Origin of the sequence: Herbaspirillum sp. WKF16 (assembly GCF_028993615.1) — a bacterium.
Taxonomy (GTDB): Bacteria; Pseudomonadota; Gammaproteobacteria; order Burkholderiales; family Burkholderiaceae_D; genus Herbaspirillum.
The window spans coordinates 800,021-814,094 of the sequence record NZ_CP118632.1 but is presented as its reverse complement, the minus strand read 5'-3'; the positions used below and the strand labels follow the sequence as shown (position 1 = coordinate 814,094).

The following is a 14,074-nucleotide window of genomic DNA, read 5'->3' as shown; positions in this document are numbered from 1 at the left end:
GCTGCTGGCGGCGGCGATGGGCGCGGCCAACGTGCTGGCCTTCGCGCCGTTCAACGCCTGGCCGCTGCAGATCCTGACGCTGGCCTGGCTGTTCCATGGCGTGCTCGCCGCGCCTCAGGCCGGCGCGCGCGCGCATTTCCTGCGCGGTTGGCTGTATGGCTTCGGCTGGGCCGCGGCCGGCGTGCACTGGCTCTACATCAGCATGCACGACTACGGCGGCATGCCCTCGTGGATGGCGGCGCTCGCGGTTGGACTGCTGGCGCTGTACCTCGGCCTGTACGCCGGGGCCGCGCTGGCGCTGGCCGGCTGGCTGCGCGCTCGCTGGTCGTCGTCCTCGCCGACGCTGGGCCTGCTGATGCTGCCGGCGCTGTGGGCGCTGACGGAGTGGACGCGCGGCTGGGTGTTCACCGGCTTCCCCTGGCTGGTATCGGGCTATGCCCACACACATGGCCCGCTGGCCGGCTTCGCCCCGGTGGGCGGCGTATACGGCGTGGGCTGGGTGGCCGCGCTGGTCGCAGGCGCCCTGGCGCTGCTGTGGCTGGCGCTGCGCCGCAAGGGCGCGGCGGCGGGCGCGCTGCGCATCGCCCTGCCGCTGGGCGTGGCGCTGGCGCTGTGCGCGGCGGGCTTGGGGCTGCGCCAGGTGCGCTGGACGGCGCCGCAGGGCGAGCCGATCTCGGTGCGACTCCTGCAGGGCAACATCCCGCAGGAAATGAAATTCTCCAACGATGCGCTGGTGTCCACGCTCGGCATGTACGAGCAGATGATCACGGCCGCACCGGCCGACCTGATCGCCACTCCGGAAACCGCCATCCCGCTGTTGCCGCAACAGCTGCCCCCGGATTATCTGGCGCGCCTGGCGCGCTTCGCGCAGAACAGCGGCAGCCACCTGGCGCTGGGCATCCCGCTGTCGGACGGCCCGCAGCTGTATGCCAACTCGGTGCTGGGCTTCAGCCCCGAAGCCGCCTCGGCGGCCCTGCCTTATCGCTATGACAAGCACCACCTGGTGCCCTTCGGCGAATTCATCCCGCCGGGCTTCCGCTGGTTCGTCGACATGATGAACATCCCCTTGGGCGACATGACGCGCGGCGCGCCGGTGCAGCAGCCCTTCGGCGTGAAGGACCAATGGGTGTTGCCCAACATCTGCTACGAGGATCTGTTCGGCGAGGAGATCGCCAGCCAGTTGCGCGGCGCCTACCGCGCCGGCCAGCCGCAGGCCAGCGTGCTGCTGAACCTGTCCAACATCGCCTGGTTCGGCAACTCGATCGCCCTGCCCCAGCACTTGCAGATCTCGCAGATGCGCACCCTGGAAACCGGACGCCCGATGCTGCGCGCCACCAACACCGGCGCCACCGCGGTGATCGTGCCCGGCGGCGGCCTGGACGAACTGGCGCCCTATACCCGCGGCATCCTGGCCGCCAGGGTGCAGGGCTATGCCGGCCAGACGCCCTATATTCTGCTGGGCAACAAGCTGGTGGTCGGCCTGGCCGTGCTGATGCTGCTGCTGGCCTGGGGCCGCAACAAGGCCGCGCGCATCAGGCACTGAACCGACAAGGGGCCGCCGGCCCCTCGGCCGTCCCTTCCGGCCTCTCCAAAACCGGGTCAAGCGGCCCAAAAGACGCTAAAATTCAAGGTTTTAGCAATTCCTCGCCGGTTCATCAGGCAACCACACAAGATGCTGACATTTCAACAAATCATCCTCAAGCTGCAAGAATATTGGGACGCCCAAGGCTGCGCGCTGCTGCAGCCCTACGACATGGAAGTCGGCGCGGGCACTTCGCACACCGCGACCTTCCTGCGCGCGATCGGCCCGGAGCCGTGGCGCGCCGCCTACGTGCAGCCTTCGCGCCGTCCCAAGGATGGCCGCTATGGCGAAAACCCCAACCGCATGCAGCACTACTACCAGTACCAGGTGGTGTTGAAGCCGGCCCCGGAGAACATCCTGGACCTGTACCTGGGTTCGCTGGAAGCGCTGGGCCTGGACCTGAAGCAGAACGACGTGCGCTTCGTCGAGGATGACTGGGAAAACCCGACCCTGGGCGCCTGGGGCCTGGGCTGGGAAGTGTGGCTCAACGGCATGGAAGTGACCCAGTTCACCTACTTCCAGCAGGTCGGCGGCCTGGATTGCAAGCCGGTGCTGGGCGAGATCACCTACGGCATCGAGCGCCTGGCGATGTACCTGCAGGGCGTGGAAAACGTCTACGACCTGGTGTGGACCGAATGGACCGAGAACGGCGTCAAGAAGAAGCTGACCTACGGCGACGTGTTCCACCAGAACGAGGTCGAGCAGTCGACCTTCAACTTCGAGTATTCCAACACCGAGTTCCTGTTCTCGCTGTTCGGCAACTACGAGGCCGAAGCCAAGCGCCTGATGGAAGTGCCGCTGGCGCTGCCGGCCTACGAACAGGTCCTCAAGGCCGCGCACACCTTCAACATGCTCGACGCGCGCGGCGCCATCTCGGTCACCGAGCGCGCCGCCTACATCGGCCGCATCCGCAACCTGTCGCGCGCGGTGGCGCAGGCCTATTACGAGTCGCGCGAGCGCCTGGGCTTCCCCATGGCCGACGCGCCCAAGGCCGCGGCCTGATCATCAGCGGCACCCACAGACACGACCGGCGTGCGGCCTGACGGCCGCACCGGGCAAGACAGCAAGACAGACAACATGAACCAGACACTCCTCGTAGAACTCGTCACCGAAGAACTGCCGCCCAAGGCGCTGGCCAAGCTGGGCGACGCCTTCGCCGCCGGCATCTTCAACGGCCTGCAAAGCCGCGGCTACCTCGACGCCGATGCCGCCGCCACCGCCTACGCCACGCCGCGCCGCCTGGCGGTTTCCGTCACCGGCGTGCGCGCCGCCTCGCCGGACAAGTCCATCCGCGAAAAGGTGCTGCCGGTCTCGGTGGGCCTGGATGCGGAAGGCCGTCCGGCCGCTCCCCTGGTGAAGAAACTGGCGGCGCTGGCCGCCGCCACCGGCGCGGCCGTGATCACGCCCGACCAGCTCGAGCGCGCCCAGGACGGCAAGGCCGAGAGCTTCTTCTACACCTACACCGCCAAGGGTTCGCCGCTGGCCGCCGGCCTGCAGGCGGCGCTGGAAGACACCATCGCCAAGCTGCCCATCCCCAAGGTGATGAGCTACCAGCGCCAGTCCGGCCACGCCGCCGGCGAGACCGTGCACTTCGTGCGCCCGGCGCACCATCTCGTCGCGCTGCTCGGCAACGACATCGTGCCGCTGACCATCCTCGGCTTGGACGCCGGCCGCACCACGCTGGGCCACCGCTTCCTGTCGCAGGGCGCGCTGCAGATCGCCTCGCCGGCCGCCTACGTCGAGACGCTGGCATCGCAAGGCCGCGTCATCGCCAGCTTCAGCGAACGCAAGGAAAAGATCCGCGCCGCGCTGCTGCAGCACGCCGGCGCCGACCAGGTGCTGATGCCGGAAAGCCTGCTCGATGAAGTGACCGCGCTGGTCGAATGGCCGGTGGTCTACGAATGCAGCTTCGAGGACGAGTTCCTGGCGGTGCCGCAGGAATGCCTGATCCTGACCATGCAGACCAACCAGAAGTATTTCGCGCTGACCGATGCGTCGGGCAAGTTGCGCTCGCGCTTCCTGATCGTCTCCAACCTGGAAACCGCGCACCCCGAACACATCATCGGCGGCAACGAGCGCGTGGTGCGCCCGCGCCTGTCGGACGCCAAGTTCTTCTTCGAGCAGGACAAGAAGAAAAAGCTGGCCGACCGCGTGCCGCTGCTGGCCAACGTGGTCTATCACAACAAGCTGGGCAACCAGCTGCAGCGCACCGAGCGGGTCAAGACCCTGGCCGGCAAGATTGCCGGCTTGCTCCAGGGCGACGTCGCCCTGGCCGAACGCGGCGCCCTGCTGGCCAAGGCAGACCTGCTGACCGACATGGTGGGCGAGTTCCCCGAGCTGCAAGGCATCATGGGCACCTACTACGCGCGCCATGATGGCGAGCCCGACGAGGTCGCGCTGGCCGCGTCCGAGCATTACCAGCCGCGCTTCGCCGGCGACGCGCTGCCCGCCAGCGCCACCGGCACCGCCGTGGCCCTGGCCGACAAGCTGGAAACCCTGGTCGGCATCTGGGGCATCGGCCTGCAGCCGACCGGCGACAAGGATCCGTTCGCGCTGCGCCGCCACGCGCTGGGCGTGCTGCGCATGCTGGTCGAGAAGCGCCTGCCGCTGTCGCTCGACAGCCTGCTGGATGCCGCCGTCGCGCTGTTCGCCGGCAATCCCAACTTCAAGGATCCGCGCGCCGACGTGCAGGCCTTCATCTACGACCGCCTGCGCGGCCTGCTGCGCGAGCGCGGCTTCGCCCAGAACGAGGTCGAGGCGGTGGTGGCCCAGCAACCCGACGTGCTGGACAACGTGGTGGAGCGCCTGGAAGCGGTGCAGGCCTTCGCCGCATTGCCGGAAGCCGAGGCGCTGGCCGCGGCCAACAAGCGCATCACCAACATCCTCAAGAAGATCGAAGGCGTGGCCATCGATGGCCACGGCGCGGTGCAGAACGGTTTGCTGCGCGAAGTCGCCGAGCAGGGCCTGTATTCGGCCATGCAGCTGTCGCGCCCGCAGGTGCAGGCCGCCTACGCGCAGGGCGACTTCGCCGGCGCGCTCAAGGCGCTGGCGCAGCTGCGCACCAACGTCGACGCCTTCTTCAACGACGTGATGGTCAACGCCGAGGACGAACAGCTGCGCAAGAACCGCCAGGCATTGCTGGCCGAACTGCACGGCATGCTCAACCAGGTGGCCGACATTTCCAAGCTGGCCGCCTGAACGCAAACGCTGCAAGGAACCGATCCGCCGCGCATGGCCGCTATGCCTGCGCGGCGGATTTCATCAAGGGAAGCCTGACGCATGAAACTGATCATTCTCGACCGCGACGGCGTGATCAACCACGACTCCGACGCCTTCATCAAGTCGCCCGACGAGTGGATTCCGATCAAGGGTTCGCTGGAGGCGATCGCGCGCCTGAACCAGGCCGGCTACCGGGTGGTGGTCGCCACCAACCAGTCCGGCGTGGCGCGCGGCCTGTTCGACATCAAGACCCTGAACGCCATCCACCAGAAGATGCATTCCGCCGCACAGCAGGTCGGCGCCGACATCGACGCCGTGTTCTTCTGCGCGCACTCGGCCGACGACAACTGCGATTGCCGCAAGCCCAAGCCCGGCATGTTCCACGAGATCGCCAAGCGCTTCAACATCAGCCTGCGCGGCGGCGTGGTCACGGTGGGCGACTCGCTGCGCGACCTGCAGGCGGGCTACGTCGCCGGCTGCGCGCCCTGCCTGGTGCTGACCGGCAAGGGCGAAAAGACCCAGGCCAAGGGCGGCTTGCCGCCGGGCACGCTGGTCTACCCGAATCTTTCCGCGGTTGTTGATTTCGTTCTCAAGGCGCCGGTCGACGTATCGGTATAGTGGCGCCAGCCTGACCCCACCGGATTGCGCCCCACCGCGCGCCGTCCATGTCGCAACCCACTGCATGCCGCAGTATTGGAGAAAAGCATTTTGCGCCTTACCTTGATTCTGCGTTCGCTGGTGTTCATGATCGTGATGGCGATCGCCACCGTCATCTGGTCGTTCGCCTGCCTGCTGTCCGCCCCCTTCCCCTATCGCCAGCGCTACTGGTGGACCTCGCGCTGGAACGTCTTCGTGCTGTGGGCGGCAAGGATGATCTGCGGCATCCGCCATGAGGTGCGGGGCATGGAAAACCTGCCCGACGCGCCGGCGATCATCCTCTCCAAGCACCAGTCGGCCTGGGAGACCATCTTCTACGTGATCCAGATGACGCGCCCGCTGGTGTTCGTGTTCAAGAAGGAACTGACCTACATCCCCTTCTTCGGCTGGGGCATCGCGCTGCTGCGCATGATCCCGATCGACCGCAGCCGCGGCCGCGACGCCTTCTCGCAGGTGCTGGAGCACGGCAAGCGCCGCCTGCGCGACGGCCAGTGGATCATGATGTTCCCGGAAGGCACGCGCACCAAGGTCGGCTCGCAGGGCCGCTACAAGGCCGGCGGCTCGCGCCTGGCGGTGGAAACCAACACGCTGGTGGTGCCGGTCGCCATGAACTCGGGCGAATGCTGGCCCAAGGGCACCTTCGTCAAGAAGCCCGGCACCATCATCGTCTCGATCGGCAAGCCGATTTCGCCCGAGGGCTTGAATCCGGCCGAATTGAACGAACGCGTCGAAAATTGGATAGAATCCGAGATGCGCGTGATTTCGCCGGGTGCCTACAAGAACAGCCCGCCGCGGCAAGCCGCGGGCGGCTCCGCTGATTCCTCCGATTCCGCCAGCTTTAGTTAGCCCATCGCCAACACAGCATCATCAGGACGCCGCGACTCCCTTGAAACTGCTTCGCAAACCCAAGACCAATCCCAACCAGCTTTCGCTGCAACTGGATTTGTTCGCTCCGGAACCGGAGCAGGCCGAGCCGTCCGCGCAACCTGAAGCTTCCCCGGCCGAACCCGGCCCGGCGCTGGCCTCGCCCACGGTGCAAACGCCGCTGATCGTCACGCCCGCGCCGGTGGTGCACGCCGCGCCGCTGCCGCCGCCGGTGATCGCCGCGCCGCCCACGCCCGTCAACACCCTGGTGCCGCCGCCGACCGGCAAGCCGGCCGACGGCAAGCGCCGCATCCTGCTGGGCGAGCACACCATCGACTACGCGCTGCTGCGCTCCAAGCGCAGCACCATCGGTTTCCTGGTCAGCGACGAAGGCCTGCGCGTGACCGCGCCCAAGTGGGTGACCATCGGCGAGATCGAGAACGCCATCCGCGAGAAGCAGCGCTGGATCCTGACCAAGCTCAACGAACGCCGCGAGCGCTCGGCGCGCCGCCTGCAGCCGCAGATGCAATGGCGCGACGGCGCCACCCTGCCCTACCTCGGCCACGACATCACGCTGCGCATCCGCGCCGGCCAGCGCGCCGGCGTGCAGCTGGACGAAGAAACCCGCGAACTCAACGTCAGCCTGCCGGCCGACGCCGGCGAGCAGCAGCTCAAGGACCGCGTGCAAGGCTGGCTGCAGGCGCGCGCCGAGGAGCTGTTCGGCAAGCGCCTGATGGTCTATGCGGAAAAACTGGGCGTGAGCTACCGCTCGTTCGCGCTGTCCTCGGCCACCACGCAGTGGGGTTCGTGCACCTCCGACGGCCGCATCCGCCTGAACTGGCGACTGATGCACTTCGCGCTGCCGCTGATCGACTACGTGATCGCGCACGAACTGGCGCACCTGCGCGAAATGAACCACGGCCCGGAGTTCTGGGCCACCGTGCAGTCGATCTTCCCTGAATTCGAAACGGCCAAGCGGGCCCTGCGCGAGAACGCGCCGGAAACGCTGCCGATCTTCTGACCCGTTTTCCGCAGGCGTCCGGCGCGCCGGCGCCGACTTCCCAGGCAGGTGTTTCACCTACCGTATCAACCTACCCAATAAGAGGAATCTCATGCGAATGCTGCACACCATGCTCCGAGTGGGCAATCTGGATCGCTCCATCGACTTCTACACCACCGTGCTGGGCATGAAGCTGCTGCGCCGGAACGACTACCCCGACGGCAAGTTCACGCTGGCCTTCGTCGGCTACGGCGAGGAAAGCAGCCATACCGTGCTGGAACTGACCCACAACTGGGACACCGACAAGTACGACCTCGGCACCGGCTACGGCCACATCGCGCTGGAAGTGGAAGACGCCTATGCCGCCTGCGAAGCGGTCAAGCAAAAAGGCGGCAGCGTGACCCGCGAAGCCGGGCCGATGAAGCACGGCAAGACGGTGATCGCTTTCGTGGCGGATCCGGATGGCTACAAGATCGAGTTCATCCAAAAGAAGGAACGGTCCGACGCTCCCGATTGAGCGGCGCGTTCCGCCAGTCGTAAAAAAGCCCGCTCTGCGCGGGCTTTTTCATTGGTACGGCGCCGTCCTCAGATGCCGCTGAACCAGTTGTAGCCCTGGTCCTCCCAATAGCCCCCGGGGTTCTGGTTGCTCACGTAGATGGCGACGACGTGCTTGGGATTCTTGAACCCCAACTTGGTCGGCACCCGCACCTTGAGGGGGAAGCCGTAGGAGACCGGCAGCGGCTCACGGCCGAAGTCCAGCGCCAGGATGGTCTGCGGGTGCAAGGCCGTCGGCATGTCCAGGCTGGAGTAATAGCGGTCGGCGCATTTGAAGCCGACGTACTTCGCCGACAGGTCGGCGCCGATCGCCTGCAAGAATGCCTTCAGCGGAACGCCCGACCACTGGCCGATGGCGCTCCAGCCTTCGATGCAGATATGCCGCGTGATCTGCCCGGCCTGCGGCAGGGTGCGCAGGCGATCGAGCGTCCATGGCTGCTTGTCGCGCACCAGGCCGGATACCTCCAGGCGCCAGTCGGCGCCGTCGATCTCCGGCGCGTTGAACTCGTCGTAGAACGCATTGAAGGGGAAGGGATTGGTGATCTGGCTGGCGGCATAGGTCGGCGCCAGCTTGTCGCCGCGAAACAGCAGGGCCTGGACCCGGTCGTTCCAGCGGGACATGGCCCACAAGGCCTTGTCGACGCTGTCGTTGTCCTGCAGGTCGCAGCCCGAGAGCATGGACAGCGCGCCCAGCGACAGCGCCGATTTCAACAGGAGCCGGCGCTCGACTTTCACCAGCGCCGTCCGGTGGTCGGCCAGCCGGATCCTGGCGGCAGCACGGTCATCTTTTCCGCTCATCGCATTGCCTCCTTCGCATGCGAGCGCCCGGTCACCATGGGCAACAGGGTCTTGGGGACGATCGCCACCAGCGCGAGGTGCACCACCACGAACCCGCCGATGCCGGCCATGGCGGCGAAATGCACCTTGCGCGCGAAATCGAAACCGCCGAACAGGTCGACCAGCCAGTCCAGCTGCACCGGTTTCCAGATGGAGAGGCCGGACAGCACCACCAGCACGCCCAGCAGCATCACTGCCCAGTACAGCAATTTCTGCACGGCGTTGTAGATGCCGGGCCGATGCGGCAGGCGAAAGCGCAAGGCCTTGCCCGCGTCGGCCAGCACATCGCGCGCGCTCAGCGGCAGCAGATGGCGGCGGAAATGCCCGCTGGCGGCGCCGTAGGCGAGATAGAACAGTCCGTTGGCCACCAGCAGCCACATCGCCGCGAAATGCCAGGCGATGGCGCCGCCCAGCCAGCCGCCCAGGGTCGCCCAGGCCGGGAACCTGAAGTCGAAGATCGGCGAGGCGTTATAGATGCCCCAGCCGCTGCTGAGCATGCAGCCGATGGCCAGCGCATTGAGCCAATGGGCAATGCGAACGGCCAGCGGATGGAGGATGAGCTTGCGGGACATCGATGCGCCTCTTGCGTCCATTACATCGGCGGAGTGACGCCGTTCTTGCCCACGCTGACCGAGGCGGCGGTCATGCTGCCGTCCGGGTTCTTGCGCGCGCGCACGACCACCTTGGCGCCGGCGACCAGCATGGAGCGCTCGCCTGCTTCGATGTTGACGATGGGCACGTCTTCAGGCACCACGATCTTCTTCTCGCCGTCCTTGTACTTGAGCGTGAGGGTGCGACCGCTGCTGGCCACGACGTCGCCCACGGTGCCGTTGGTCATGGTGCTGTTGGGCGCCAGGTCGAACGGGCGGTGGCCGTCGCCGGTGCCGGCCATCGCCGGCGGGAACACGTGCACTTCCAGCGCCTTTTGCGAGCCGTCGGGCTGTGGAATGCCGGCCGCGCCGATGTAGCTGCCGGGCTTGATGTCATTGATGTTGGCCAGCGAGATCGCCGCTACCCGGGTGTCCTTGTCGAGCGCGACGGCCTGCTCGCCGCCGCGATTGCTTTTGACGACCAGCTTGTCGGCGCCCACCGAGACGATGGTGCCGCGAATGCCGGTCTGGGCCGGCGCCTGGGCCATGGCCGCGCCGGTGACGAGACCGCTTGCGAGCAGGGCCGATGCAACGGCGCCGCGTAGGAATTTGACTGGGGATACGTTCATGGGATCGAGCCTCGGGAGGGGGTTGAGGATCGATCATCGTAGTCAGGCAAAGGCGTCATTCGGATGACATTTGAATGACAAAATTGTCAGTTTCCAACAAGCCTGCAGTGGCTTGGCCGCAAAAGAAACGGGCAGCCCACAGGCTGCCCGTTTCTCCTCAAGACCGGATGGATGCCGGCGCCCGGCGCGCGCTCAACGGCCGTAGTAGTAAGGACGGTCGTCGTAGCGGTAGCTGCGCACCTCGGTGCGCTCGACGTAGCGCACCGGACGCGGCGGCGGCGCATAGTAGCGCGGCTGCTCGTAGTACACCCGTTGCGGCGGCTGGTAGTACACCGGCTGCGGCGCCTGGTAATAGACCTGCTGAGGCGGCGCTTGGTAGACCGGCTGGGCCGGGGCGGAATTGGCGTTGGCGATCAGGGATCCGATGGCAACCGCGCCGATGATGCCGGCGGCGATGGCGACGCCGTCATTGCCGCCGCGGCCATGCGCCATGGCGGGCGTGCTGACGGCGGCGGCCGACGCGAGAAGTGTGGTGGCGATCAGAACCGATGCGATTTTTTTGCTGGCCATGATTGGCTCCTGTCAGAAAAGTCCGCTATGTCGTCGCGGTACGATTTGAATATACGCCGCAAAAAATCGAAATCCATCGATTCTGAAACTTGGTTACAGTTCTTACGAGTCGCGTCCCCAATTGTGACTTTCTGCAACCGCCGCAGCGGCCCGCGGCGTCAGCCCTTGCGCGCCGCCAGCAGATTGGCCAGGGCCACGAACTGCGCCACCGGGACGGCTTCCGGGCGCGCCTGCGGATCGACGCCGGCCTGCCTGAGTTCGTCTTCGGTAAACAGGCCCGCCACGCAATTGCGGATCACCTTGCGCCGCTGGGAGAAAGCCTTGGTGACCACCTGCTCCAGCAAGGCCTGCTCGCACTGCATCGGCTGCGCCAGCGGGATCATGCGCACGATGGCCGAATCCACCTGCGGCGGCGGATCGAAGGCGGTGGGCGGCACCACGAACAGCAGCTCCATGTGATAGCGCCACTGCAGCATCACCGACAAGCGCCCATAGGCCTTGCCGCCGGGCTCGGCCACCATGCGCTCGACCACTTCCTTCTGCAGCATGAAATGCTGGTCGCGCACCAGCGGCGCGATCTCGGCCAGGTGGAACAGCAGCGGACTGGAGATGTTGTAGGGCAGGTTGCCGACCACGCGCAGCTTCTGTCCCGGCGGCACCGGAATGGAAGTGAAATCGAACTTGAGCGCGTCGGCCGAATGCACGCTCAGGCGCTGCGCCGGGAAGCGCTTTTTCAAGCGTTCGACCAGGTCGCGGTCCAGCTCCACCACGTGCAGGTGACGCACGGTGTCGAGCAGCAGCGCGGTCATCGCCGCCAGGCCGGGACCGATCTCGACCATGGCGTCGTCGGGCTCGGGCGCGATGCCGCGGATGATGTCGTACAGGACGACGTCGTCGGTCAGGAAGTTCTGGCCGAAGCGTTTGCGGGCGATGTGTTTCATGGTCGTGCCTTGTCGTTTTGTCGCCGCGCCATGTCGGCGGCGGCGCGGATCGCAACCACCATGCTGCCGTGGTCGGCGAGGCCCAGGCCGCGCGCGGCCAGGTCGAGCGCGGTGCCGTGATCGACCGATGTGCGGATCAGCGGCAGCCCCAGCGTAATGTTGATGCCATGGCCGAAGCTGGCGAACTTCAGGACCGGCAGGCCCTGGTCGTGGTACATCGCCAGCACGCAATCGGCGTCTTCCAGGTACTTGGGCTGGAACAGGGTGTCGGCCGGGTAAGGACCGCGCGCATCGATGCCGCGCTGCTGGGCGGCCAGCAATGCCGGGGCGATCACGTCGATCTCCTCGCGGCCCAGGTAGCCGTTCTCGCCGGCGTGCGGATTCAGGCCGGTCACCAGGATGCGCGGCCGGGCGATGCCGAACTTGCCGCGCAGGTCGGCGTCGATGATGTCCAGCGTGCGCGCCAGGCTGTCGGCGGTGATGGCCGCGGGCACGTCCTTCAGCGCCAGGTGGGTGGTGGCCAGCGCCACGCGCAGGTGCGGGGCGTCGCCGCCGGCCAGCATCATCACCACCTGCGGCGTGTCGGTGGCGTCGGCCAGGTATTCGGTATGGCCGGTGAAGGCGACGCCGGCGTCGTTGATGACGCTCTTTTGCAGCGGCGCGGTGACGATCGCGGCAAAGGCGCCGCCCAGGGCGCCTTCGACCGCCATGTCCAGCGCCTGCAGCACGGCGCGGCCATTGCGGGCGTCGAGCTGCCCGGCCCGCACCGGCTCGGCCGCCGGGCAATCGATCACGCACAGGCGATCGGCCGGGAAATCGGGCAGGCCGCCATTGCGCCATGCCTGGATGGAAATGGCCGCCACCCGCATCTGCGGGTCGATGTCGTATGCGGTCTGGGCCAGCAGCGCGGCGTCGCCCAGCAGCACGCAGCGCACGTCGCCGCGCAGCTCCCAGGCCGCGCGCAGGGAAATCTCGGGACCGATGCCTGCCGGTTCGCCGCAGGTGAGCGCGATGATGGGTCGATTCATGGCGTGAAGGAAATAGGCTTCAAAAATGCAAGAGCCGGCGACAACGCCGGCTTCTTGCTCGATGACACGAAGGACGCCTCACGCGCCCTCCTGGCGATCTCAGTCGTCGTTACGATATTCGACGTAGGCGCGGTCGCGGATCTGGCGCGTCCAGTCTTCGTTGGCTTCCTCGATCTTGCGCTCGCGGATGGCCTGGCGCGCAGCCTGGCGGGCGCGCTCCTTGGAAGCGTCGTCGGTCTTGCGCTCGACCACCTGGATCAGGTGGAAACCGAACGGCGACTCGATCGGCTGGCTGACCTCGCCCGGCTTCAACTGATCCATGGCGCGCTCGAACTCGGGCACGGTGTCGCCAGGATACACCCAGCCCAGGTCGCCGCCCTTGGAGGCCGACAGGTCGTTCGAATACAGCTTGGCCAGTTCCTCGAAGGTGGCCGAGCCATGGTCCAGGCGCTCCTTCAGTTCGGCCAGCTTGCGCTTGGCCTCGACTGCGGTCACCACTTGGTTGACCTTGATCAGGATGTGGCGCACATGGGTCTGCTGCACGGCAGGCGCGGCGGCCTGGGTATTGCCGGCGGCGCGGCGGCCGACCAGCTTGAGGATGTGGAAGCCGTTGCCGCTCTTGAGGATGGCGCCGATCTGGCCGTCCTGCAGCTTGGCCACGCCGTCCAGGAACAGCTGCGGCAGGCGCTCGGCCGGACGCCAGCCCAGGTCGCCGCCTTGCAGCGCGTCGGAGGCGTCGGAATAGGCGGCGGCGGTCTTGGCGAAGTCGGCGCCGGTCTTGAGCTGGCGCAGCACGTCCTCGGCACGCTCGCGGCGCGCGGCCAGTTGTTCCGGCGTGGCGTTCTCGGGCACGCGGATCAGGATCTGGGCGATGTCCAGCTCCTGACGGGTATCGCCGGCATTGGCCTCGGCGGCCATGTAGTTGTCGACCTCGGATTCGGTCACCGTCACCTTGTTGTCGACTTCACGCTCGCGCAGGCGCTGGCCCAGGATTTCGCGGCGGATCTCTTCGCGGAAGCTGGCGTAGACCATGCCTTCCTTTTCCAGGCGCGTGCGGAATTCCGGCATCGACATCTTGTTCTGGTCGGCGATGCGCTGCATGGCGCGGTCCAGCATGGCGTCGTCCACCACGATGCCGCCTTCCTTGGCCATCTGCGCCTGGGCACGTTCCACGATCATGCGCTCGACGATCTGGCGCACCAGCTGGTTGCGCGGCGGCAGCTGCACGTTCTGCGCGGTCATGCGCTGTTCGATGCTGGCCAGGCGCTCGGACACTTCCTGGCGGGTGATGACTTCGTTATTGACCACCACCAGGATGGAGTCCACAGGCTTGGGCTCGCTGCGCACACGCTCGGGCGCGGCGGCGGCCGGCGCGACGGCCGGGGGCGTGGCCGACACCGGCGCTGCTGCCGCCGGCCTGACGGCGGCGGGCTTGGCGGCGGCCGGCTTGGCCGGACTCTGCGGCGCGGTCTCCGACGGCGCCACCGGAATGATCGTGGTCGCGAACTGCGCGTGCGCATTGCTGATCACGCCAAGCATGCACAGCAGTGCGGTCACTGTTTTGGTTTTTGCGAGTAGTGGTGTACGCATATTACGCATGAA

The 14,074-nt window shown here is 66.9% G+C and carries 14 protein-coding genes; 7 read left to right on the top strand and 7 right to left on the bottom strand.

What is annotated here, in order from left to right; translation table 11 throughout:
- The first annotated feature begins 16 nt into the window (after positions 1-16).
- The 7 genes from lnt to gloA all read left to right on the top strand — a co-directional run bounded on the left by lnt (position 17) and on the right by gloA (position 7,839).
- Entirely contained in the window at positions 17-1,543 is a 1,527-nt protein-coding gene (gene lnt / locus Herbaro_RS03665; protein WP_275013949.1) for an apolipoprotein N-acyltransferase, read from the top strand.
- 129 nt (positions 1,544-1,672) lie between these two features.
- Positions 1,673-2,584, top strand: coding sequence for a glycine--tRNA ligase subunit alpha (gene glyQ / locus Herbaro_RS03660; protein WP_275012491.1), 912 nt, complete (start codon positions 1,673-1,675; stop codon positions 2,582-2,584).
- Positions 2,585-2,659: 75 nt separating this feature from the next.
- Entirely contained in the window at positions 2,660-4,780 is a 2,121-nt protein-coding gene (gene glyS, locus Herbaro_RS03655) for a glycine--tRNA ligase subunit beta (RefSeq protein WP_275012490.1), read from the top strand.
- A gap of 81 nt (positions 4,781-4,861) precedes the next feature.
- Positions 4,862-5,419, top strand: coding sequence for a D-glycero-beta-D-manno-heptose 1,7-bisphosphate 7-phosphatase (gene gmhB / locus Herbaro_RS03650; protein ID WP_275012489.1), 558 nt, complete (start codon positions 4,862-4,864; stop codon positions 5,417-5,419).
- 75 nt (positions 5,420-5,494) lie between these two features.
- Positions 5,495-6,304: a lysophospholipid acyltransferase family protein gene (locus Herbaro_RS03645; RefSeq protein ID WP_275012488.1), complete on the top strand. Its 810-nt coding sequence runs from the start codon at positions 5,495-5,497 to the stop codon at positions 6,302-6,304.
- 40 nt (positions 6,305-6,344) lie between these two features.
- Positions 6,345-7,343: a M48 family metallopeptidase gene (locus Herbaro_RS03640; protein ID WP_275012487.1), complete on the top strand. Its 999-nt coding sequence runs from the start codon at positions 6,345-6,347 to the stop codon at positions 7,341-7,343.
- 91 nt (positions 7,344-7,434) lie between these two features.
- A complete protein-coding gene (gloA, locus tag Herbaro_RS03635) occupies positions 7,435-7,839 on the top strand; it encodes a lactoylglutathione lyase (RefSeq protein ID WP_275012486.1) in 405 nt (134 codons plus the stop codon).
- 68 nt (positions 7,840-7,907) lie between these two features.
- Here gloA and Herbaro_RS03630 read toward each other — a convergent pair whose 3' ends face one another.
- The 7 genes from Herbaro_RS03630 to Herbaro_RS03600 form a co-directional block, all read right to left on the bottom strand.
- Positions 7,908-8,675: a molybdopterin-dependent oxidoreductase gene (locus tag Herbaro_RS03630; RefSeq protein WP_275012484.1), complete on the bottom strand. Its 768-nt coding sequence runs from the start codon at positions 8,673-8,675 to the stop codon at positions 7,908-7,910.
- Positions 8,672-9,286, bottom strand: a complete 615-nt coding sequence (locus Herbaro_RS03625; RefSeq protein ID WP_275012483.1) for a cytochrome b/b6 domain-containing protein — start codon at positions 9,284-9,286, stop codon at positions 8,672-8,674. Before Herbaro_RS03625 ends, Herbaro_RS03630 begins: the two co-directional genes overlap by 4 nt.
- Before the next feature lie 20 nt (positions 9,287-9,306).
- Positions 9,307-9,933, bottom strand: a complete 627-nt coding sequence (locus tag Herbaro_RS03620; protein ID WP_275012482.1) for a DUF5666 domain-containing protein — start codon at positions 9,931-9,933, stop codon at positions 9,307-9,309.
- 192 nt (positions 9,934-10,125) lie between these two features.
- A complete protein-coding gene (locus Herbaro_RS03615) occupies positions 10,126-10,503 on the bottom strand; it encodes a hypothetical protein (protein ID WP_275012480.1) in 378 nt (125 codons plus the stop codon).
- 158 nt (positions 10,504-10,661) lie between these two features.
- Positions 10,662-11,444, bottom strand: a complete 783-nt coding sequence (rsmA, locus tag Herbaro_RS03610; RefSeq protein ID WP_275012479.1) for a 16S rRNA (adenine(1518)-N(6)/adenine(1519)-N(6))-dimethyltransferase RsmA — start codon at positions 11,442-11,444, stop codon at positions 10,662-10,664.
- Positions 11,441-12,472, bottom strand: a complete 1,032-nt coding sequence (pdxA, locus tag Herbaro_RS03605) for a 4-hydroxythreonine-4-phosphate dehydrogenase PdxA (RefSeq protein WP_275012478.1) — start codon at positions 12,470-12,472, stop codon at positions 11,441-11,443. Before pdxA ends, rsmA begins: the two co-directional genes overlap by 4 nt.
- A gap of 99 nt (positions 12,473-12,571) precedes the next feature.
- Positions 12,572-14,071, bottom strand: a complete 1,500-nt coding sequence (locus Herbaro_RS03600; protein ID WP_275012476.1) for a peptidylprolyl isomerase — start codon at positions 14,069-14,071, stop codon at positions 12,572-12,574.
- Positions 14,072-14,074: the final 3 nt, after the last annotated feature.